The 21,885-nt window shown below is 35.2% G+C and carries 22 protein-coding genes and 1 pseudogene; 9 read left to right on the top strand and 14 right to left on the bottom strand.

The window, feature by feature from the left end; genetic code table 11:
• Positions 1-34: 34 nt before the first annotated feature.
• Complete coding sequence (locus ACZ43M_RS06385) at positions 35-478, bottom strand: cell wall hydrolase (RefSeq protein ID WP_464506575.1); 444 nt, start codon at positions 476-478, stop codon at positions 35-37.
• 615 nt (positions 479-1,093) lie between these two features.
• Complete coding sequence (locus ACZ43M_RS06380) at positions 1,094-1,282, bottom strand: hypothetical protein (RefSeq protein ID WP_464506574.1); 189 nt, start codon at positions 1,280-1,282, stop codon at positions 1,094-1,096.
• 432 nt (positions 1,283-1,714) lie between these two features.
• On the opposite strand from ACZ43M_RS06380, the gene ACZ43M_RS06375 reads away from it, so the two are divergent.
• On the top strand, positions 1,715-1,918 hold the full coding sequence (locus tag ACZ43M_RS06375; RefSeq protein ID WP_464506573.1) for a hypothetical protein: 204 nt from the start codon (positions 1,715-1,717) through the stop codon (positions 1,916-1,918).
• Positions 1,919-2,845: 927 nt separating this feature from the next.
• Positions 2,846-3,589 (top strand): hypothetical protein, encoded by a 744-nt coding sequence (locus tag ACZ43M_RS06370; RefSeq protein WP_464506572.1) that lies wholly within the window; start codon positions 2,846-2,848, stop codon positions 3,587-3,589.
• A 3,077-nt stretch (positions 3,590-6,666) separates the two neighbouring features.
• Here ACZ43M_RS06370 and ACZ43M_RS06365 read toward each other — a convergent pair.
• Positions 6,667-7,179 (bottom strand): YitT family protein, encoded by a 513-nt coding sequence (locus ACZ43M_RS06365; RefSeq protein ID WP_464507976.1) that lies wholly within the window; start codon positions 7,177-7,179, stop codon positions 6,667-6,669.
• A 1,245-nt stretch (positions 7,180-8,424) separates the two neighbouring features.
• Here ACZ43M_RS06365 and ACZ43M_RS06360 point away from each other — a divergent pair.
• The 3 genes from ACZ43M_RS06360 to ACZ43M_RS06350 all read left to right on the top strand — a co-directional run bounded on the left by ACZ43M_RS06360 (position 8,425) and on the right by ACZ43M_RS06350 (position 11,401).
• Positions 8,425-9,021, top strand: coding sequence for a DUF6431 domain-containing protein (locus ACZ43M_RS06360; protein ID WP_464503456.1), 597 nt, complete (start codon positions 8,425-8,427; stop codon positions 9,019-9,021).
• A 202-nt stretch (positions 9,022-9,223) separates the two neighbouring features.
• Positions 9,224-10,600: a transposase gene (locus ACZ43M_RS06355; protein WP_464503090.1), complete on the top strand. Its 1,377-nt coding sequence runs from the start codon at positions 9,224-9,226 to the stop codon at positions 10,598-10,600.
• Positions 10,601-11,401, top strand: coding sequence for an ExeA family protein (locus ACZ43M_RS06350; RefSeq protein ID WP_464503089.1), 801 nt, complete (start codon positions 10,601-10,603; stop codon positions 11,399-11,401).
• A gap of 294 nt (positions 11,402-11,695) precedes the next feature.
• Here ACZ43M_RS06350 and ACZ43M_RS06345 read toward each other — a convergent pair whose 3' ends face one another.
• The 8 genes from ACZ43M_RS06345 to ACZ43M_RS06310 all read right to left on the bottom strand — a co-directional run bounded on the left by ACZ43M_RS06345 (position 11,696) and on the right by ACZ43M_RS06310 (position 15,787).
• Positions 11,696-12,556, bottom strand: a complete 861-nt coding sequence (locus ACZ43M_RS06345) for a DUF421 domain-containing protein (protein ID WP_464506571.1) — start codon at positions 12,554-12,556, stop codon at positions 11,696-11,698.
• A gap of 25 nt (positions 12,557-12,581) precedes the next feature.
• On the bottom strand, positions 12,582-12,788 hold the full coding sequence (locus tag ACZ43M_RS06340; RefSeq protein ID WP_464506570.1) for a DUF1657 domain-containing protein: 207 nt from the start codon (positions 12,786-12,788) through the stop codon (positions 12,582-12,584).
• Between the two features lie 12 nt (positions 12,789-12,800).
• On the bottom strand, positions 12,801-13,157 hold the full coding sequence (gene spoVAE / locus ACZ43M_RS06335) for a stage V sporulation protein AE (RefSeq protein ID WP_464506569.1): 357 nt from the start codon (positions 13,155-13,157) through the stop codon (positions 12,801-12,803).
• The gene (spoVAD, locus tag ACZ43M_RS06330) at positions 13,157-14,167 is read right to left on the bottom strand and encodes a stage V sporulation protein AD (RefSeq protein ID WP_464507975.1); all 1,011 of its coding nucleotides are present in this window, start codon (positions 14,165-14,167) and stop codon (positions 13,157-13,159) included. The genes spoVAE and spoVAD overlap by 1 nt, the downstream gene beginning before the upstream one ends.
• Positions 14,167-14,646, bottom strand: a complete 480-nt coding sequence (gene spoVAC, locus ACZ43M_RS06325; protein ID WP_464506568.1) for a stage V sporulation protein AC — start codon at positions 14,644-14,646, stop codon at positions 14,167-14,169. Before spoVAC ends, spoVAD begins: the two co-directional genes overlap by 1 nt.
• A 17-nt stretch (positions 14,647-14,663) precedes the next feature.
• On the bottom strand, positions 14,664-15,137 hold the full coding sequence (locus tag ACZ43M_RS06320; protein ID WP_464506567.1) for a YhcN/YlaJ family sporulation lipoprotein: 474 nt from the start codon (positions 15,135-15,137) through the stop codon (positions 14,664-14,666).
• Between the two features lie 70 nt (positions 15,138-15,207).
• Positions 15,208-15,414 (bottom strand): DUF1657 domain-containing protein, encoded by a 207-nt coding sequence (locus tag ACZ43M_RS06315; protein WP_464506566.1) that lies wholly within the window; start codon positions 15,412-15,414, stop codon positions 15,208-15,210.
• A gap of 160 nt (positions 15,415-15,574) precedes the next feature.
• Positions 15,575-15,787 carry a hypothetical protein gene (locus ACZ43M_RS06310; protein ID WP_464506565.1) on the bottom strand — a complete coding sequence of 71 codons (213 nt, stop codon included), beginning with the start codon at positions 15,785-15,787 and terminating at the stop codon, positions 15,575-15,577.
• A 240-nt stretch (positions 15,788-16,027) separates the two neighbouring features.
• Between ACZ43M_RS06310 and tnpA the strand changes: the two genes are divergently transcribed.
• From tnpA to ACZ43M_RS06290, 4 genes are all read left to right on the top strand, one after another.
• On the top strand, positions 16,028-16,354 hold the full coding sequence (gene tnpA / locus ACZ43M_RS06305) for an IS66 family insertion sequence element accessory protein TnpA (protein WP_464503324.1): 327 nt from the start codon (positions 16,028-16,030) through the stop codon (positions 16,352-16,354).
• Complete coding sequence (gene tnpB, locus ACZ43M_RS06300; protein ID WP_464503325.1) at positions 16,348-16,707, top strand: IS66 family insertion sequence element accessory protein TnpB; 360 nt, start codon at positions 16,348-16,350, stop codon at positions 16,705-16,707. The genes tnpA and tnpB overlap by 7 nt, the downstream gene beginning before the upstream one ends.
• 47 nt (positions 16,708-16,754) lie before the next feature.
• Positions 16,755-18,377 (top strand): IS66 family transposase, encoded by a 1,623-nt coding sequence (gene tnpC, locus ACZ43M_RS06295; protein ID WP_464507943.1) that lies wholly within the window; start codon positions 16,755-16,757, stop codon positions 18,375-18,377.
• 362 nt (positions 18,378-18,739) lie between these two features.
• On the top strand, positions 18,740-18,874 hold the full coding sequence (locus tag ACZ43M_RS06290) for a S8 family serine peptidase (RefSeq protein WP_464506564.1): 135 nt from the start codon (positions 18,740-18,742) through the stop codon (positions 18,872-18,874).
• Between the two features lie 1,009 nt (positions 18,875-19,883).
• On the opposite strand, the gene ACZ43M_RS06285 is transcribed toward ACZ43M_RS06290, so the two are convergent.
• From ACZ43M_RS06285 to ACZ43M_RS06275, 3 genes and pseudogenes are all read right to left on the bottom strand, one after another.
• Positions 19,884-20,213 carry a LysE/ArgO family amino acid transporter gene (locus tag ACZ43M_RS06285; protein WP_464506563.1) on the bottom strand — a complete coding sequence of 110 codons (330 nt, stop codon included), beginning with the start codon at positions 20,211-20,213 and terminating at the stop codon, positions 19,884-19,886.
• Between the two features lie 149 nt (positions 20,214-20,362).
• Positions 20,363-20,734, bottom strand: coding sequence for a LysE/ArgO family amino acid transporter (locus tag ACZ43M_RS06280; RefSeq protein ID WP_464506562.1), 372 nt, complete (start codon positions 20,732-20,734; stop codon positions 20,363-20,365).
• Positions 20,735-20,776: 42 nt separating this feature from the next.
• Positions 20,777-21,175 (bottom strand): annotated as a pseudogene (locus tag ACZ43M_RS06275) (fatty acid desaturase); the annotation flags it as partial.
• Positions 21,176-21,885 lie beyond the last annotated feature (710 nt).

The raw sequence follows: 21,885 nt of genomic DNA, 5'->3' as shown, positions 1-21,885 counted from the left end.
AAAATATGTAAAAAGCTTACCTCAAAGAGTAAGCTTAGCCTCCGCTATAAACACTATCACATGTTCCAGGTTTTGGTTCATAATAACAATGATTTTTAAATTGACCAGTTAAAGGTTGACCGTACCATGTTGGAGGGCATGGAGCATGTGGATTAAAATACCAAAGAGCAAATTTCGCTGGGTGTTCTCTCCAATAATCCAAATTCTTTTTTGCTAATCTTTTTTCAGCAGTTCTCGCACTTTGATAAAATACATTACCTTTTTGAACAGCTTCAAATGAAAAATTTCCTCCTTGTACTTGAAAAATGACTTGTTGAACTGTTCTCAATCCTTTAAAGTCTCCACAATCTGCTTTAAGACGATTAACAATTACATTTCCAACATATAACATTCCTTGTTTTCCTTCACCTTCGGCTTCTGCTCTCATCATCCTTGCCATTAAGCCAACGTCTGAACTTCGGTAACTTACTCTTGGCATTTTTCCACCCCAAAAATATAGTATGAAAAAAAGCCTACATTCATGTCATTGTTTATATAATAAGCAAGTAAAATGAAAACTATGGCATTCTTTTTATACCTTTATTCAACTGCTTCTTTAGTGCAATAAGAAAAAGCCCCAAACTGGCAGCTCAATCTTAAACTAATGCACCCGTTACTTTCTGTAGTGCTTTCTAAATAAAAATGGCTAAAGTAAAGCTTTATATGTATAAGATTTTATATATACTGCAACCGTTTGGTTTATAGAAATTCCCGCCATTTTGCTATAAATTCACAATGATTATTTGTTAAAAAGCGCTTTTTACTATGACTAAAATCATTAATGTATTGAAAACCATAAAGAAATAATGCTCTTAAAAAGTTAATTGCTATGTATTGAATTCTTGTTAATTTTACTAAGGAAGCTATTTTATAACGTTTTAAATATTTTAATCCTAGGAAGGTAAATAAAATGTGAAGTATAGTATTAGAAATTAAATACAATGGAAATTTACTAAAAGTCATTTTTAACATCCAAAGGCATTTTTAACATCCAAAGGCAAAGGCTAGTGACCAAGTAAGGACCAAAATAAAAAAAATTCATGCTATTTAAGGGTTAAGGGGGGATCCCTTTATAAAATCTCCACCATTTTTCATTTTCACCAAATATATCTAATGCTTTTGTCGATGTAACCATAAATATTGCAGATGGGAAATATTTTTTTAATGCACTCCTACCTAGTAAAGGTACAGTTAACAAAGGAAGAATTAGTATAGTTAGTAAAAATAATTTTGAGTTTTTCATTATACCACACCAAAGTTTAACATAAAATTTAATCATTTTTAGTATATCTTTTTAATTGTTTTAGGATGACTGGTATTTTTTTGAGTGTGGCTTTTTAACCCAGTCTAAAAATTCCTCACCCTTAAAATTATTTAATATTTTTAGCCCCTTTTCTATAAACATCTTTACATCATTTTATTCAATATCTGTAAAATCAAATGGGAATTCATTTAGTGTAAAAACTTACTCAGCAATTGCCATTGCTACTATTTTGTTAAACTAACGTGCCCTGTTGAAGAAGAACTTTAATCAAAGAAGAAATAATTGAAGATTTCTTTAGAAGTCGAATGGAAATTTAGTAACCTAAATAAAAGGGAATAAAGGTCACTAGTGAATAAAAAACCTTTAAAAACCAACACTAAATTGACTATCTCCGGAAAGGTTGTGTTTTTATTGAATCAAGAAACAAAAGTAGCAACTGAACTTCAAAAAATGATGATCTGGAACCTGGTTCCAGTCTCAGTTCAAGAAGATATAAATGAGATTTGCAACAGTTTAATGAATGGGTCTGTCACACTGAATGAGTTGGAAAATCGAGATCCGTTTGTGGTAGAAATCATCGAAAAAGCAATGAATCAAGCAGGAAAAGGACAATAATTCCTAAATATTTTATTAACCATAAATCCTCGGTAAATAAATAAAACAAAAATAAAAATTGATAACCATATATATAAGAAATAATGGAACCCCATTTTCATCAATACTTGACATAATTCCACCAATGATAATTTCAAACGATCTTCTCGGTGATAATTTTTTATGGTTAAAAAAGTTATTCGCCGAATTCCTAGCTTACGTTTCTAATCTTTCTTATCGAAACTTGCTGGTTTTTCCTTGACCTTCTGAAAGACTTGATTCATATTATCTCGGCTGACCTCTCTTAATTCAGGCACTTATCGCCTAAGTAAATTCCCTTCTTAGGGTATTAAGAAACCTTCCAAGGTAAGTTCATTCACCTTCTCCTCAATATATGGTTTATATCGCTGTTCCTCAAAATCTAATTCTGATACATTTTGTATTTTACTCAATCTCGCTATTGGATCCTTCAGAATGTTAATACATTCGGACCTTATTTTATACTTAAAATTTTCCCAAACCGTTAATTTTAGTCTAGCAGTACAACCTTGTAAATAGGTCAAATAGCTCTCTGTGATTTGTTTCAAACGTCATACTTTTTAGAAACATTTGGGTAAATGTCTAGTCCTAGGACAATCCTGGAACATAGCATAGAATTGTGGTCATCATAAATACAAAAATGGTTAAAGGGGATGTTTTTTGAGGGATAAAGGGAAATGTGTCTTTTGTGAAATTACTTTTGGAAAAATCAACTATCATCTTACCAAGAGACAAACTAAGATATTATCCTAATGTGTTAAAAAACATACTGTACTTTATTTTTAAATAAATCACACTTTCAGATTAAGGGTAAATAAAACGGTTTATTTATTAGTCCGGGGATTTTCAAAATAAAAAACTTAAAAATCAAGATGGTTAAAAAATAAATTTGTCTGGGTGATGATAATTATGGAAATAGAAAAACAGAACCAATACTGTGATGAATTGTTGGAATGGTGTAATAATATTTATTTTCACTGGAAAAGTATGAAACCGAGGTTTTCAAACCTCTTTGATTTAAAAAACTTAGATGAATGGGAAGGTTCATGCCGCCGATTAAAAGAAAAATTACAGGCAAGAGTGGACCACAATGACTATCGGACAGCTAAAAACCTTTATGAACATTGGAAACTGCTTTACAGAGAAGCTGATACTAATCAAGAAGAAATTGAAGTTGAATCTGATAAATGTATGGAAACGGAAGAACAAAAACAATACCGTGAAGTTTTGTTGAATAAGGAATGGGAAGGTTCATGCAGCGAATTAAATTTACAGGAAAATTTAAAGGTGGACTTCGATGACTATCAGACAGCTAAAAGATTATATGAAGAAGCGATGAAAATTGAATCTGAAAAATGTGCGGAAATGGAAGAGCAGAAACAATACCGTGAAGTTTTGTTGGAATGGTGCAATAACATTTATTTTCACTGGGAAAGTATGAAACCGAGGTTTTCAAACCTCTTTGATTTAAAAAGCTTAGATGAATGGGAAGAGTCATGCCGTAAATTAAAAGAGAAATTACAGGAAGATTTAAAAGTGGACCTCGACGACTATCAAACAGCTAAAAGACTATATGAACATTGGGAACAGTTATCCACAGAAGCGAATACTTATCAAGAATTGATTGAGGTTGAATGTGATGTGAGAAGCTAAATGGGAATTTAGCTTCTAGTTGCCTGTTACAATTTTATTTCTTTATAATTAAAAATGCCATTTTGGTCTGTGCTTATTTTTTATTTGGGCTAGTTTAGTACATTACTAAAATCAGATGGTTCTTTTCGTTAAAAAATGCAAAAGCCCTTAGAAGTTTGTAAACCACTTTGTTTAGGGTCAAATGTTAATTAGCCCCCCTTTTTTAATGTAAATACTACTTTTGAAATATTAACCCAGAGGGATAGGCAGCCGTTATGGCTGGCTACCCTAATTTTTGTAATTAGGCCAGAATCTATTTGAGTCTAATGGAACATATACTTTATTTCCATGAATTTGCTTATGAATAATTGGGTTTGAAAAATATTTATCTAGGTTTTCCGTATCAATTTTGTGTTTGTGTCTTGCATGAAAACCAAATATATTTGCTAACTCAGACTTGTACATAAAATTGCTCCTTATCTGTTATCAGATATAAATTGTACTTTTTGTATATTAACTGAATTCTGCAATGGGTTTTATTAGTGATAAAAAAGCCAATTTAAATTATTATTGTAATTGATTTTGTTGCTAATTTTGCTCCAGATTTGTTGCCAAGACTGTCGTTTCCCTTGTTGATTTTTCCCATTTGGTTGAATTGCTGTTGAACACTTGATTGATTTGATTAAGTGTTTGTGTACTGAGCATATTGAAGACATTGATTTAAAGACTCAATTGCTTGTTGAATTGATTGCTTTTATTGTTGGTTATTTTGTTGTAGTTGGTTTTGTGCCTGATTAGCAAATTGCTCTATTTGTTGCATTAACTGATTTTGTTGTTGTTGATTTTGTTGCCAAGTCTGTTGTTGCCCCATTTGATCCTGATTGTTGTTGTCCTTGGTAATTGGCCTATCTTTGTAGATGATTTAGTTCTTAAATCAGTTAATTCTTGAGCAATTTCTAAGTCCTTTGGTTATCTATAATTCACCTCCATGTTTTTAATAAATAGACCTTAAAAAGATCCCTAATAAGATGACCAATTGTCGATTTAAATATCCAAAAATTTTTTCAATAAATTATTTAAAAAATGGACAAACCAATTCACTCCTATTTATTAACCTGATACAATAAATAACCAGATTATTTATTTTTTTAATATACATATATTGAGATGAAAAAGAGGAGCTTATGGCAAAATTATATTAAAAAGTATTACACTAAAAAAAACAAGAAAGTTAATTATAGAAATAGTTGCTAGGATGATTAAGTCCTATTATTTAAGTCTTCTGTGCTAAAGATATACGGAAGGAAGTAAGTGAGTGGTGATTTTCTAAAGAAGGAGGACAAAAACGAAAAGGAACCTCTCTATGGTTAAATCAACAATAATTCAACTTAAATACAAATCGCAGGAAATTCACATAAAAAATAACTTGGGGACATTTTCCTCCAAGTTACTTTTTCTTTTTATTATCAATCTTTAACTATTTCATCCAATAGTTCTAATATTATCCTACCCTGATTTTGTTTCATGCTTCTTCCCCTTAAAATGCGTCTCCCATTTTCATCCTTTCTAAAGTTTTAATTCATACTTTTGATAAACCTTTTCTATGTTTGCATTGATTGGAAACACCCAAAAGTTTTGGAATCCTTTGATCTTTTTTAAAAGATTGTGAGAACTTTGTCATGGTAACCTTTTAAATGGAGCATACATTTGGTTAAGCGATATGATTCTTATTGATATTGCAAGTCGAGCACGATTTGTGGAAGTTTAATTGACTTGCAATATCAATAATACGCGGTTTGAGTCAGGTTTTTTACTCGATACCGTGATATCGATGTTGAAGAAGTCCGTCTATATCCAAAAGGACATTGGTGATAGCTGTAACGTTCTGGATGAATAGAAACCTAAGAGATTAACAAGTCTGTTTCCCCCGTACTATTACTTTCCATTACGGTAATTTTATAATGATCCCGGTGATTAAAGGTTGAGAATATCCAAGGCAAGCGTAATGGAAAAATTGTTTAGCATACAATTCCTATATCCATCATTGGCAGGATTTGCGCCTTATATAGTTCTTACTCCCCTAGCCACTCTTACAAAACTTACACGCCAATGCCCGTTTTCTCCATGTTTTTTTGAATATTTGTTTCCAAAGGAAAAATGTTGACTTTTTTATGCATTCAGAAGCGCAAGTTATACCTCAACAAAGAAATATGCAAGTACAGATGAACGAATATAAGGAGACTCATTTTTTGAAGACCTCCATTTTTCTGGAGACCCTATTTTGTAAACAACCCCTTTCTAGCAGGAGTACTGGGTAGGTGGTCAATTGGTTAGTACGTTAATTGGTCCTTACTGATATCCATATCCTCTATACCCTTTCTATTAGCTTTTTCATTTGGTGTGCCAAGCCTTAATCCATAAAAATAGTAACTTGCTCAATTGATCTTGTTCATTTTATTGTTATAACGGGAAGGAGAGGACACTGGAGGGGGTTAGCATAGGCAAAAGATATTATCCTCCTATTGGCAAGGGTTCGAAGCCCACAGCCGATAGAGCAATTTTCCTGACCCTTTTTTAAGTACCGGAAAAATAACGTACTGTGTCAGATGTTTACCAAATACATTCGGGATTGAGGTGGATCGATGCGCCCTTTAGTCGCATAGACGCCTTTTTTTCTGAAAATACCTTAGTGTATCATTTGTTTGTCGGCATTACCCTTTTATAAAAAAATCCATCACAGTAATGCGCCCCGAAAAATTTATTCTTTGATGTTTCCTGATGACTTAGAAGAGCGTTTAGTACTAGATACTGTATATAAAACGGTTCCTTATCCCTTGAATTTTTTGTCCAATTTTGCAATCTTCAAGGGATGCATCGGTATTACTTTTATTTCAAGATTGATAGATTTTCCTTTAAGCACCAAAAGAGGGTGTCCTGACAACCAGCAAAGAACCTCTTTTCCCTTGTTACGAGTAACGCTTCAAGCAATAATGATTTATTAGTATTCATAATAGTGTCACTCCATCATTTGTCCTAACTGTTGCTGTTGTATCGCTTGCTTATGCTACTGCTGAAATTAATGTTAATTAACTATTCGGTTATTCGATGGGTCTAGCCATTAGTGAAGTAATAAGTCCGATGAAGCAAATGGTTAAACAAGAAAAAAGAAATGCTCTTAATCCTAGTGTATTAAAAGCGACTGCTACAATTAATCCATCTATCATCAAAATAACAACCCCTATATTTATAGAAAATGATTTCGAAATAATTTGGGCTAACAAATCTGTTCCTCCAGTGCTTGCCTTATATCGGAACATTATCCCTACTCCTATTCCAATAAATGCCCCTCCTAACAACACACTAGGAAAAATAGAAAGTAAAAATTTTGTTCTTAAAGGTTCTAACAAATCAATTATTATAGAGGCAATAATCAGACCAAGAAAGCTATTATAAAAGAAGTTTCGTTCATAGACCCAAGCATATATACATATAGGAATGCTTAAAAGACACATAGCTAAACCTGTTGGAAACCCAAAGTAATAATGTAGTATGAGAGCAATTCCTGTTACTCCTCCGTCTAACAGATGATGGGGAACTAAGAAACCGTTTATTCCTATACTTAATAGGAGACTACCTATAAAAACAGCCGATACTTTCTGAATTATATAAATCTCACCTTTTAACGTTTTTTACTGCTAATATATGTACAAGGGTAGGATTTCAGAAGAAGGATAAAAGTTATGAACCAATACAAGAATTTAATTGGAATATTTTGTAATGACCTAAAGGAAGACTGTTAACGGAATTTCATAAACAATGTGAATTTGCTTTTCATTTTCAAACAATTTGTCCTGACAATGTATCGAAATATAACCTCTATCGTTAGCTATGAATACTTTATTATGCATTAAGGAAAACGCCTCTTCTATTTTTGGTAGGAAAGACTGTATTTTGAAAAAGAATTGATTTTCAATAATAATTATTAATTCCTCCAAAATGATATTTTTTTGCTCGCCAACCTCCAGGTAAAGGCGGGTATTTTCGATTGAAATCTGTCATTGTATTTTAAGTGGGCGGCTGCTTATGCATCCGAATGCTTCTAATTCCTTCAGCACGCCGGTTTAAATTTTGATGGGTTAAGGTAACCGTGAATTATAAAGGGAGATGTCTTTTTTTGAAGACTATAGGAATATGTAATTCTTGGGCAAGATATTTTTGGAAAAATCATCTTTCTCGATTGCCAAATGGAACCCCTACATTTTACCGGAAATACTGTCAAATGCTATCTTTATTTTTTTCTTACCAAACTTTATTATGAACTTAAACTTTCAGAATGATATTTATTTAGGCATTCAAATAATACCTGTAAGTTGTTTTTTACATGCAACACAATAATTGCTTATGCTTGAGTATAATCTCCAAAAGTTTTTTTGGAAAAGTTTCAATTTGTTTATGAATTTAACTTTAGGTGACTGGAAAGAATAAATTTAATTCCACAAGACAAGTTTATTACTTATAAATTTAAAAACTCCCTTCTTTAAACCGTTTCCATAAATCCATAATGAAATCTTACGGGTAAGTACAAGGAGGTGTTGTTTACCTCCTTGATGCATAGGCACGGAATACCCAAGATGTTAATGCGCGCCTTTTTACCGAAATTTTTTGGGAAATGGAATACTGTCCACTGCCACTTTCAATGGCAGTGTTTTTTATTGTTTTAGGAAAATTTTATGTCGGTACAATTAGAGAATATTATGCGACAATGTAAAAATACAAATAATTCCCTGGCGGGAGGAGGACAAAAAAATACCCCGAAGAGATTGCAGTATCTTCGAGGCAGATTGAACTAATAAACTATGAATAGAGTAAGATATCTTGGTAAGACAGTCAAGGGCTACCTACGGCTTTACCAGGATGTACCTCCGATATGTGAGGAGGGTTGCACTGACTGTCAAAGGAAATTATACAGACATGGCCGCTACTATCGATCAGTCGTAACTAGAAATAAAATTATAAAAATCCCTATTTATCGCTGGCTTTGCCCTGCCTGTGGAAAGACATTTTCTTTATTGCCTGATTTTCTTTTTCGATACCATGTGCATAGTGAGGAAATTCTTCAAAAAGCATGGCTTTTACGGTATGCAAAAGGAAAAAGTTATAACCAAATTCAAACGTATATTTCTACAAATGTAATTGGGGGCATCAGTTATAAGACGGTTAAAAAATGGGATGGGATTTGGAAGAATAAAAAAAGCAAACTGATAAATTTTCTCCTTTCAAATATAGTTGAGAATCATCCAATTGCGTTTGATTTTCAAGCTATAAAACCATTAACAGATGAACAAGCACTTATATTCCTCTTACCATTGGCATGGAAAATATTTCATCCCAGTGCCCCTTACCCTTTCTGTGGCTTCTTCAAATGGATAAATCAACTAATCCATAGAATATAAACCTCCAAATCCATTATTGCCCATTCCCACTGTTTTGCCATATTCCTTTCCGAACCTTATTTTCCACCCCTTCGGGGTAATTTTAGCTCATTTCCCCTATTCGAAACTAATGTTCCCACAAAATCTGTACTCTCCCTTTCTATTTGTAATCATTATTAAATGGAACATATAAGAATTTTAATTATGAAAAGGAGAGTTTTTAATGGATGAAAAGTTAAGAAATGATATTGCTTTATACCGTTTCGGCCTAATTGCCGAAATCGTAACAAGAGAGCTTCCAAATGGAGAGCAGGCACAAAGGCTTCGGAATATTGCAGAGAGTGAGCATCTTAATCCATATGGGGAGTTGCAAAAAGTCGGGATCCGTACATTAGAACGCTACCTGCAACTTTATCGTAAAGGTGGATTCGAAGCTTTGAAACCATCTAAACGGGGCGGATACGCTCCGAGAGCTGTTTCAAACGATGTGCTTGAACAAGCCATACTATTGAAAACAGAGCGTCCAGAGCGCTCCGTTCAACAGATTATTCGAATCATGGAATTGGCAGAAGTAATAGAGCCAGGATCTATTTCAGAAAGTACATTATCTAAACAGTTGCGCAAAGCAGGAATTACCCGAAAGAAATTACAAAAGTCACCAAAAGGAAGGCAATTTCGCCGATTTGAATTTCCTTATCGGAACGCTTGTTGGCAAGGCGATGTGCAGCACACTCTTTATTTACCGGATCCGAAGGACTCAAGCAAAAAGCGAGTAGCAAAACTATTTGCATTTATTGATGATTATTCTAGGCATATCGTGCATGGGCAGTTCTATTTTGATGAAAAAGGGGCACAGTTAGAGGACTGTTTATTTAAAGCCATAATGAGCCACGGAAAGCCCGAGCAAATCTATGTCGACAATGGAGCAATTTATCGAGCAAAGGCATTAGAAACTACCTGTGCAAGATTGGGGATTAAGCTTTCACATTCAACCCCGAGAAGGCCCCAGGGGCGTGGGAAAATTGAGCGATTCTTTCAATTTGTAGATTCATCATTTAAGCCGGAGGCTTATGACTTAATAGAATCTGGAAGGATTCAATCTATAGAGCAGTTAAATCGCTATTTTCATATTTGGAAAGAATCTATTTACCATGAGCGAAAGCATGGTGAAACAAAACAGACACCAAAACAAAGATGGGAAGAATGTGAGCAACCTACGGTTTCTGTTTCCTTTGATGAATTAAAAAAGGCATTTTATTGGGAAGAGGAACGAAAGGTGGATAAAACCGGTTGTATTTCCTTTCAGGGGAACAAGTATGAGGTGGAATCGCAGCTTGTCGGAGAATACATCACGATTCGTTTTAATCCTAATGATCTAGAAAAATTAGAAGTTTGGTTTGACGGAAAACAATTTGAGAGTGCCATTCCCTTGAATCTTTCACGGCCAAAACATGAAAAAGCAGCATCTGAAGAATTGATTCAAACAAGCGAAGAATCCGGCTTAAACTTTCTTGAATTAACTGCGCCTAGTCATGAAACAAAACAAAAAGAAAAGCGAGGAGCATTAAGTTATCAATCCCTTGTGGAGGGAGAAAAATAGATGATTTCTAAACATTTTGGATGGAACTTTACCCCTTTTCAAAAGGATGTTCAAACAAAACATTTGTTTATGACCAAGCAATTTAAAGAACTGCAAGCGCGTCTGACCTTTATGATTCAACAACGTTCATTTGGCTTGATTACCGGCGAGGTTGGGGCAGGTAAGTCTACAGCGATTCGAGATTTAAAAGATCGATTAGAAGCAAATCAGCATGTATTTCTTTATTTATCGGATTCAGCTTTGAAGCCACGCGACTTTTATCGGGAGATGCTTCTCCAAGTGGGAATTGAACCTATGTTTTTAGCTAGTGATTTAAAGAGGCAATTCAAAACGGCATTGATGGATATCTATGAAAATAAAAAGAAAACGCCCGTCGTAATCATTGACGAAGCGCATTTATTATCTCCATCGATGTTGCAGGAGATTCGTTTTCTAACAAATTTTGAAATTGACTCTCTTTCGCCGCTAGCGCTAATCTTGGTTGGGCAGCCAGAATTACGAGACAAGCTGCGTTTACGAAGTTTAGAAGCCATTTCACAACGGATTAACACTCGATTCCACCTTGAAGGTCTCACATATGATGAAACGCGTGAGTACATTACTCATCAGTTAGAAAACGCTGGTGAAAATCGGCAGATTTTCACTGAAGCATCCTTAAAGAAGATATACAAGGAAACAAGGGGCATTCTACGCTTAACTAACCGTTTATGTACAGAATGCCTGCTTGATGCCGTTTCCAGAAAACAAGAATTGGTAGATGAAGACTCCGTAGAGAGAGTCATTGATGACTACCGTTTTTAGGACCTTGTCGGTCCTTTTTCTTTTATTGAGAATAATACAAACAACAATAGATTTCAATGGAACTTATATCCATAAAGTGCCAATTAATATGGCGAAAATAAAAAGGAAACGAAAGTTTCGGTTGCGAAATATATTCATCACCGAAACTTTCGTTTCCGAATTTACCGTCATTAAAAATGGCTCCTGACAGAATACTCTGTCCACCCTTACGAGTTCGTTCTACTCTCTGCTTTTGACATAACCTAAAGCGATATATGAATAACTCTATACTGAAACAGAAAGTAAATTAGTAACCTAACTTTGTAAGATGAAGGTGACTTTATCAATAGCTTTTTGTAGTTTTTCACTATTTTTTTCATATAATATCTTAGCATCCTTATTTTCTGTTCCAAGTGCAAATGATTCTAAATCCGCTTGGCATTTTTTCATCGTCGAAAGAATTAAAGGTCTTTCTTGAGGAGATGGCACTTGCAGCTTATCATCAAAAAGGTCAACAGTTAATTCTCCATAGGAATTTACCTGTCCAAGAAAGACATTTTCAATTGTAACTCCTAATTTTTCCAGTTCTGTGTGTAACCAACCCCGACTTCGTCCAATCGTGGCAAGTGGCTCATCCAATAAATGGCCATCCATAATAACAGTCTGAGGCTCCTTGACTGAAGCGAGCTTCAAGTTTAGCGCCTTGGCCGTCAAAGGTTGATTCTCTTTCTTCAACATGACAGATAAATCTCCAGTGGGCTCTAATACTGCAAATTCCACATCAGAAACCTGAAAGACATTCTTCTTTCGAAGCAATTCTAACATTTCGTCCGTTGTATATCTTTCCTTTTTCAAATTATCCTCCATCACTTTTCCATCTTTGATGAAAATAGTACCTTTCCCTTCTATAAGGTCCCGGAATTTTTTGCTCTTTAAAGAAATCAATCCAGCTAAAAATGGGACAGTTGCAAAGGTTACAATCCCTAAAACACCCAAAAAAATACTTTGTTCAAGACCCGTAACAACTTCTGCCCCAATACTACCTATAGTTATACCAGTAACATACTCAAAATAAGAAATTTGAGATAGTTGTTTTCTTCCTAGCCATTTTATTATAAGAAAAAGAATAGTTAGAAACACCAACGACCGCACTACTACATCTAACCAATCAGGCACTGCATAACACCTCCTAGTAACTTATTTAAAATCCTTTATATTGGAATTCTTCTCGTTCTAATTCTCCAACTCGTTTTTTTAAATCTGTAACTACTTCATGTATAATCATCATGGTTTCATGTAATGTACGTTTCGATTCATTATCTAGAGTTCGTAAGGCTAAACTTGAAAGACTGGCTTCTACACCTTTAAGGCTGGCAAGTGACTGTTTTACATCTGATGCAATTGTCATTCCATATCCTCCTTATCCCTTTGGTTTAAAAATCAGCGCACCTAGAAATCCAAAAATAATAGAAGCAGAAACACCGGCACTTGTGACTTCAAATATACCCGTCATAAGCCCAACGAAACCATGTTGTTCAGCTTCTTGCATAGCTCCATGAACAAGTGCATTCCCAAAGCTTGTAATAGGTACTGTAGCCCCAGCCCCAGCAAAATCAATCAAAGGCTCGTATAGTCCAAAACCATCTAAAAGGGCACCCATCACTACAAGTGCACTTAAGGTATGTCCAGGAGTCAATTTAAATACATCAAACATAATTTGCCCGATCACACAAATCAAACCACCTGTGACAAAAGCCCAAAAATAGATCATATTCATTATTCACCTCCGTATTCAATCGACACTGCATGGGCAATACAAGGAATGGTTTCATTTTGCTGAAAAGACAGGGGTGATAGTAAAGCACCTGTTGCTACAACTAATATTCGTTTAAATTCTCCTTTTTTCATGCGGTTTAACAAATGACCGTAAACCACCGTTGCTGAACAGCCTGCACCACTTGCCCCTGCTAAAACAGGTTGTCCCTCCCGATAAATCATAAGACCACAATCTTGGTATTGCTCTTCACTAATAGGAGTTCCGTGCTTTTTAAATAGATCCATGGAAACTTCCTGTCCAATCTGGCCCAGATCCCCGGTTATAATTAAATCGTAATAAGATGGCTTAATATTTCGTTCCTTTAAATGGGCTTCAATGGTATCAACCGCAGCTGGCGCCATAGCTCCTCCCATATTAAATGGATCTGTTAAACCCATATCAATCACACGTCCAATTGTGGCAGAAGTGACACGAGGTCCTTCTCCAGAATCACTTAAAAGGGCCGCGCCGGCACCGGTGACGGTCCATTGTGCAGTAGGAGGTTTTTGACCACCGTATTCAGTTGGATAACGAAATTGTTTTTCAACAGCTGTATCATGACTAGATGCCCCGGTTAGCAAATATTTAGCTCCTTTTGTATTCACAATATAAGCACCTAGAGCCAGTCCTTCCATTGACGTAGAGCAGGCACCGAATAAACCAAAATACGGGGCTCCAATTGTTCGACTAGCGAAACTTGTTGGGGTGATCTGATTGATTAGGTCCCCAGCTAGGATAAATTGAACTTGATCTTTTTGGATGCCCCCTTTTTCCATGGCTTTTTGACAGGCTTCTTCAAAAAGGACTTTATGTGCCTTTTCATAGGAATCCTGTCCAAGCCATAAATCAGCATGAAGGAGATCGAAATCTTCTGCGATCGCTCCGTTTGCTTCAAATGGCCCACCAACTGTTCCAGTAGAAAGTATCACAGGTTTTTGTTCGAAGATCCATGTACGATGACCTGCGAGCATCATAAACCACCCCACCTTATTAAAATCGTCTTTACTAAAGCAATAACAAATGCAGAAAAAACACCAAATAATATGACCGACCCAGCTAATTTAAACATGTTGCCTCCGACACCTAATACAAAACCTTCGGTTCGATGTTCAATAGCAGCTGAAATGACAGCATTACCAAAACCAGTAACTGGAACTGCCGAACCAGCTCCTCCAAATTGAGCAATTCGATCATAAACCCCAAAACCTGTAAGCAGCATAGCAATAAAAATTAATGTACCCACAGTTGGATTTCCAGCCGTTTGGTCTGTGAAATTAAAATAGTAAATGTATAAGTCTTGAATAACCTGGCCAACAAGACAAATCAGACCACCTGTTAAAAAGGCCTTTATACAATTTTTAAAAACGGGTCTTTTGATCTCACGATTTTTTTGCAATTTTTGATATTCTTGTTGCACCGGGGTTAGTTGTTTCTTTTGATTATTTGACATAGCTTGACCCTTTCTCTTTACGTTTGCTCTTCCATAAGATTTTTGATTTTGTTGAAATCCTTTTTTAAGTTTTTCATATTCGTGTTGTCTTTTTGGAGTTTTTGTTCTAATTGTTCCAATTCCCAAAACATTTTTTTATCTGTTGAAACAATTACTTCATGGTTGGGGTACATTTTTTCTAAGTCAGACTTTATTGACTTTTCAATTTTCTTTAATCGAAAGCGATCAAAATTATCGACTTTTATTGCTACAAAAAGCTCTTTATCTGTATTCACAGCCTTAACATCTGAAATTTCTTTCTTGGTGATTATCTTTTCTTTAGCTCTATTTGCAATAGATTGATCAATGGGTTTACTCGTATGCACTTGTGAAATAGCTAATTCATTATGATCCTCATCCAATTGATTTTGGTTACCGTTACATCCTGTTGCAAACCCGATAACTACAATGATTGAAAGAACAATTTTTACTTTGGTTATTTTGTCCTTCATGAAACCATCTCCGTTTTTTCCATTATTTAGACTAAAAAAGGTTGGCCTCTCAACCAACCTTTTTTGTTAATTATTGTTGTTTGTATTGAGGTTCTTCTTGTTCGATTTGTTGAATGCGTGGTTCAAAGCTGTCAATAACGGATTGGGTTTGTTTAGCAGCATCTTGGTAAAGTTGCTTTGCCTGTTGATTATCTGTACCAAGAGCAAATGTTTCAAAACTTGCTTGTGCACTTTTTAATCCTGCTAATGTCTGTTTTACTTGGGTAATAACTGTCATGAAAATCCTCCTTGTGATTTTTTCTATGTTACGAATTTTATTATGGTAGGAAAGATGATTTTTTATGTTTTCTAATTTTAGCCACTACTGCCATGTTGAAAAATTGTCTCCATAATAAAAACGCTGATCTCGATCAGCGTTTTTATGCGTGACATTATTTTTATTGTTGATTTGAATGGGCTTGAAGAGACGATTGAGCCTGACTTACTATTGTTTGAGCTTGAGCTATTTCAGCGGCAGCTTGTTTTAAAGCTTCTTCACATTGTAGTTCATCCGCAGCAGATTGTTGAATTGCTTGATTAATAAGCTCCTTACTAAGTGCAACTGATGCTTCCGCTTTCTTTAATTGATTTGTATCTACTTGTTGTGGCATGTTTAGTTCCTCCTATTGGTTTTTTCAACACCATTATATCTTTTCTTATGGCCCAATTTTTTATACTGTAAAAATTTCAAAATCAAATGATGGTTTAACGCAAATTATTACCTCATTTCCATCCATTCCCACCATTTAAATTCCTGTTATTAAAACGTAAGCGTCAAATAGAATCCACCTATTAACATATATAGTACCTGTGAGATAATCTCTTCAAATCAAGGTTTGAGGAGGTTTTCTATGTCCAAGAGAAATAATCTAGAATTGTATAAAGAATGGGAGCGGAGGATCGCCCTTTACAAGACGAGTGGTCTAACCCAATCCAAATGGTGTGAAATCAATGAAATAAGTATTCATCAGTTAAAGTATTGGCTTTATAAAATCGATAGTTCTGATTCAAGCCAAAAATCCAATAACAAGTGGATACCGATAGCATTAGAAGAATCTGATGAGCAACAAAATGAAACATTAAATATTAAAGTTGGTTCAGCATCCATCGAGGTTAAACCTGGCTTCAATCCAAAACTACTGGCGGAAGTAGTAAAGGCATTGAAATCAGTATGTTAAAAGAAGTTACGGTAGATCGTGTCTACCTCGCACGAGGTAGCACAGATTTACGGAAATCTATCGATGGATTGGCTGCTCTTGTAAAAGAAGAATTCGAACTAGATCCCTTTTCTTCAAGTCTATTTGTTTTTTGTAACCGGCAGCGGGACAAGTTAAAAATTCTTCAGTGGGAGCATAACGGCTTTTGGCTTTATTATCGCCGGCTGGAGAGAGGAAATTTTCATTGGCCATCTGAAAGTAATAGTACAGCTCCTTTGAAAATTAGTCCTCGACAATTGCGGTGGCTCCTCGATGGATTATCATTGGAACAAAAACATGCTCACCCTGTTGTAACGGCAAGAACAGTAATTTAAATAATGAAAAATCAGGGAATTCGCCCATTTTGTCGTATAATAAATTTATGAAAAAGACAGTGAATTCTACTACCCCAACCCCTACAATTGAAGAACTTCTGCAACGCTTGGAAATGCTGGAGAAGCAAAATGCAGAATTAGAGGCGAAGCTAAAAAAGCAGAGCTCGTTAGAGGCAAAATTAAAATGGACTGAAGAACAGCTTCGCCTTCTGCAGAAAAATAGATTCGGCTTTTCCAGCGAAAGAACTAACCCCGATCAATTGGAACTTTTCAATGAAGTCGAAAAAGAAGCCAATCCAGATTTGCCAGAACCTACTTTGGACTCCATTACCTATCAACGGCGCCGCAAAGTTAGCGGCCAACGTGAAATGATGTTAGAAAACTTGCCTGTGGAGACGATTGACTATCGTCTATCCCCTGAAGAGCAGGTTTGTTCGTGTTGTGGTGGAAACCTACATGAAATGAGTACGCAAGTACGCCAGGAACTGAAATACATTCCTGCGGAATTGAAAGTGGTCAAGCATATTCAACACATTTATTCTTGTCGCCATTGTGAGCGAGAGGAATTGGAAACTCCGATTGTAACAGCACCAATGCCTAGACCGGTTCATTCGGGAAGTTTAGCATCTCCATCTCTAATGGCACATATTATGAATCAAAAATATGTGGATGGGCTGCCATTATATCGCCAAGAAAAGCAATTTTCCAGATTGGGGGTACCGTTATCACGCCAAACTCTTGCCAATTGGATGATTCACGGGGCCAGCCGGTGGTTGAGTCCACTTTATGATCGCATGCATCAACTTCTTTTGGAAAAGGATATTTTGCATGCGGACGAATCGACTCTGCAGGTACTTCACGAACCCGGTCGGCCAGCCACGTCAAAATCATATCTCTGGCTCTACCGCACTGGAAAGGAAGGACCTTCAATCATCCTTTACGATTATCAGGAAACTAGGTCAGGTAAAAATGCCGAGAAATTCCTGTCAGGGTTTAAAGGATATTTACAGGTTGATGGATACGCCGGGTACCATAAGGTACCTAATGTAAAACTAGTCGGTTGCATGGCCCATGCTCGACGTAAATTTGATGAGGCTTTAAAAGTATTGCCTTCTTCAAAGCGTCTGACATCAGGAGCAGCAGCAATAGAAGGTCTCCAATACTGTAACCAACTATATCGCATTGAGCGTGATCTAAAAGAATTATCCCATGCAGAACGATACGAAAAACGTTTAGAACGCAGCAAGCCGGTCTTGGATGCTTTTTTGTCATGGCTAAAAATACAGCAGCAACAAGCGTTACCAAAAAGTGCTTTAGGTCAGGCGGTAACTTACTGTCTTAATCAATGGGATAAATTAGTGGCATACCTAGAGGATGGACGTTTGGAGATTGATAATAATCGAAGTGAGCGTTCAATCAAGCCCTTTGTGATTGGAAGAAAAAACTTCTTATTCTCAAATACACCGAGAGGTGCAAGGGCTAGTGCAATTATTTATAGTATTGTGGAGACAGCAAAGGAAAATGGGTTAAATCCATATTGTTATCTTCGCTTTCTTTTTGGGAGGTTACCCAACATTGATCTAACAGATAAAAATGCCCTGGATAAAGTGCTGCCTTGGTCAACAACACTTCCAATTGTTTGTAGAGATTTTAAAAACTTACCTAAATAATAACGCGATCCCCGCCTGGTTCACAGGTGGGGATTATTTTACGCTTACATTAAAACAAGCTAATACTAATAATCTTTCTGAGGAGTGTTATGTGTGGACAAAATAACTAGATCAGTTATCACCGTTTCTATAATTATGCTTTTATCCATTGGGTCAATATTCCTGTTTCAAAATACAAGAAACACACGTAACTTAGAAAATGAAACGGTCAACAACAGATTAAATCCGTCAATCGCTAGAGTACAGAATGTTGAAAACGAAAGACATGTTCTTCATATAAATAGTATCGCTATGGGTGAAACGATTAAGAAGGACTTAAGGAATGATCCTTCCATTTTTCTCATTAAACATAATGAAAAAATGTGAGCCACTATAATAAGAATGAAATAATCGTCAAATTCAAGAAACATCCAACAACCCCAAAATTACGTCAAATGGCGAGTGAGATAAATGGTCGAATTGTAAAAACTCTGAATTTTAGTGTTGTTTTTCAATAAAAATAAGCACAAACTCTGATAAGACCAAGGCTTTAAACTTGCCTAATAATTGCCCTTAGGTAAGACCTTTTATACCACTTTTAAAAAGTTAAAGCCTTTGGTCTACCAATGCGTTCCAATTCTATATTATAATTTTAAAAAGTGACCTTTTTAAACATTGCACGATTTCTAAAATATCCAGTTAGCTATTAGAGGGGCTAACTATTAAGGAAACAATAATCCCGATAAGGCCAAATGGTTAAACATGAAAAAAAGAATGGTTTTAATCCTAATCTATTAAAACCTATCGCAATAATGAAACCATCCAACGCCAAAATAACTAATCCTATATTTAATCTAAATAAACTTCACTCCAAGGAGGTTTATACTTATAATAAAGCTCGGTATGTGTTTCTAACACATCAGGAAAACATTGTGGACAATATTTCTGGTTAAAACGAAATAAACCATTTGGTAATGATGAAAGTTGACTTTTCCAAAAATACATTCCACATGATGAGCATTTTTCCATACCCTTCAAAGCTCACATCTCCCCATATCTTTTTTCTTTTCAATGAATTCCATTTATACTATGTTCCACTGTAATCTTAGGAATAGGCTGATTTCCTTATGTTTAACGCTCCTAGAAAGAGATAAAAGGCTTTAGTTATTTATTATCTAATCCATCTAGTACCATGTTATTATCCTGTTTTGTTTATATCTGCCGCTTTGCCCATTTCCATTTTTCGCATTCAGGAATACTTATATTACTGAATAAAACTGTCCATATTCCGGAGCTACCCTCCCTAAGGGTGGCTTTGTCTAAAATAACAAAAGGAGGGGCTTGTTACTTGGATTAAATGCTAATTTGCATTCTAAGGAGTCCTACGATAAGGAAATTTTCACATAAATAAAGCCGATAATTCCAACTAAGAAATGACCGTCTTTTACTTATTATTCGTAAAATAAATAAATTGCTCAGATACTTAAAATAAATAACTCACACTTGTCTTTTATAACTCTGTTCTTTTTAGAAGATATCGAACATCTGCTTGGCTATGTATAGAGCTACACCCCATATAATTATCGCTGACACTTTGTTTATCATTTTTAAAAAAGTACCTTTTGTATCAAGGTTGCCGATTACCTTACCGGTTATTGCAAGACTCAAAAACCAAATCCACGAAACAGCAATACAAGCAGTAGTGAATGTCACTTTTTCTGAACCTGTGTACCTAAGAGAATTAGTCCCCATTATACCAATCGTATCAAGGTTGGCGTGGGGATTAAGTAAAGATACTGACAGGGCACCAACCAACAAAACGCGGAAAACATACGCTAAGGATATAAATCTGTTCATTAACTTAATTAAAACAGATATTTCTATACATAGATTTCAGTATGAGTTATTGGACATTTCAAGGAGTATTAAAGCTTAATAAATTCATTATTTATAAGGTGTTCATCCAGTCCTGATTATCTGAACAATTTCTTAGCGTATGTTTTGGGTCATTTAGTTGTTACTACCCCTGACATAGCGAACATAATGTGTTTCTTAGGTGACATAGCTACTTCCTTTTGATTTAAGTTTGCAGGATCGCTTTTCCCAAATAGACCACCCCATATAAAGGAGAGAAATAATAGTCCAATAGAAAAGATGACTGTTTGCAACACCGGAACTGTTAACACAATAACAGAAACGCCTAATACCGCTAACAAAATGAGTAATGTATCACACAGAGATGCCGTAATCAACACAGGGATTGCTCCTCTAAACCTTTGTTGAGAAGCCCCTTGGTTAAAAACAAATACATTTTGAGTACCAAGGGGAAGGATTAACCCAAAGGCTAATACGAATCCATGAAGTAGTGCTGCTAGCATAATGTTCTCCCCTTTCTAAAAAATTAGCTAGTTTTCTTTTGATCAAATGTCTAGATACTGGCCACATATATCTTCTATAACACTATAAAAACCAGGAAGGAATGATGTGAAAAATCCTGTACAATGGTGAGCCTCCTTATATGCTGGATCCTGCATTAAGATTAAATGAGCTTTTTTTAAGTTATAATGAGGAATTGCTGGAAACAAATGATGTACCAAGTGAAAATTGTCATGATGAGGATGTAAAAAGAATCTTTCTACTCGATTACCAAAAGTATTTCTGCTAGTATATAATTCATTTTTCATTTTTTAAACCTGAATGTTCCCCCATTTCTGCCCAATATTTATAATTTGAAATGTAGTAAGAAAAGGGACGAACCAGAACATAATTAATTCCATCCAGAAGTTAAAAGTAATGCTCAACGCAATAATAGATAACCAAACACAGTTCTTGTTTTAAAAAGATATTTACTTTAATTGTTCTCATAGCCAATACAAAAGAAATTATACCAATTATTCCTCATATGTAACTCCTTAATTTTTGACCGTATATCTGAAGAAAGATTTGCTTTTTTAACTTTACATATGTAATCATTCCCCATCCTCCATTCAATTTTTTGATTATACATTAAGCCCGTCGATAGACGGGCTTAACTTTGGTGTTATTGTATTACTCCCTAATCCCTTAAAAACTATGGAGATTCGAAATTATTAATTTAATAATTTTATGATACTTCTATTTCTTCATAATTCTTCGATTTGGGATTTCTAAAGGAAAGCTATAAAATAACTTAAATTTTGCTGGTTTGGAACAGAAGCTGCACCCATACCCCTGATATTGTTCGGCCAACTTCCGCACATGAGGAATATGTAATAAATTCAGGCCATTTTTAATATGTTTTTGACAAACCGTTCATGTTCATCCTCCATTGTATAAATAGAGAGATAAGAGCTGGTTGCAAGAACAATTTCTATTTATGTTTATCCGAATCACAAGAATTTTAATTAATTGATAGATTAAATCAGAGCTTTGCCAATCCTATTATCCATAGAGAAATTCATGGTAATAAAATCTATGTGCCTTTAGATTTAAACAGGATATGGAATCAAATTCATTAAAACACAAGCCACTTTGGAATACTTAGGGATCA

Source organism: Neobacillus sp. B24, assembly GCF_055381825.1.
This window is presented reverse-complemented; position numbering and strand designations above follow the sequence as displayed.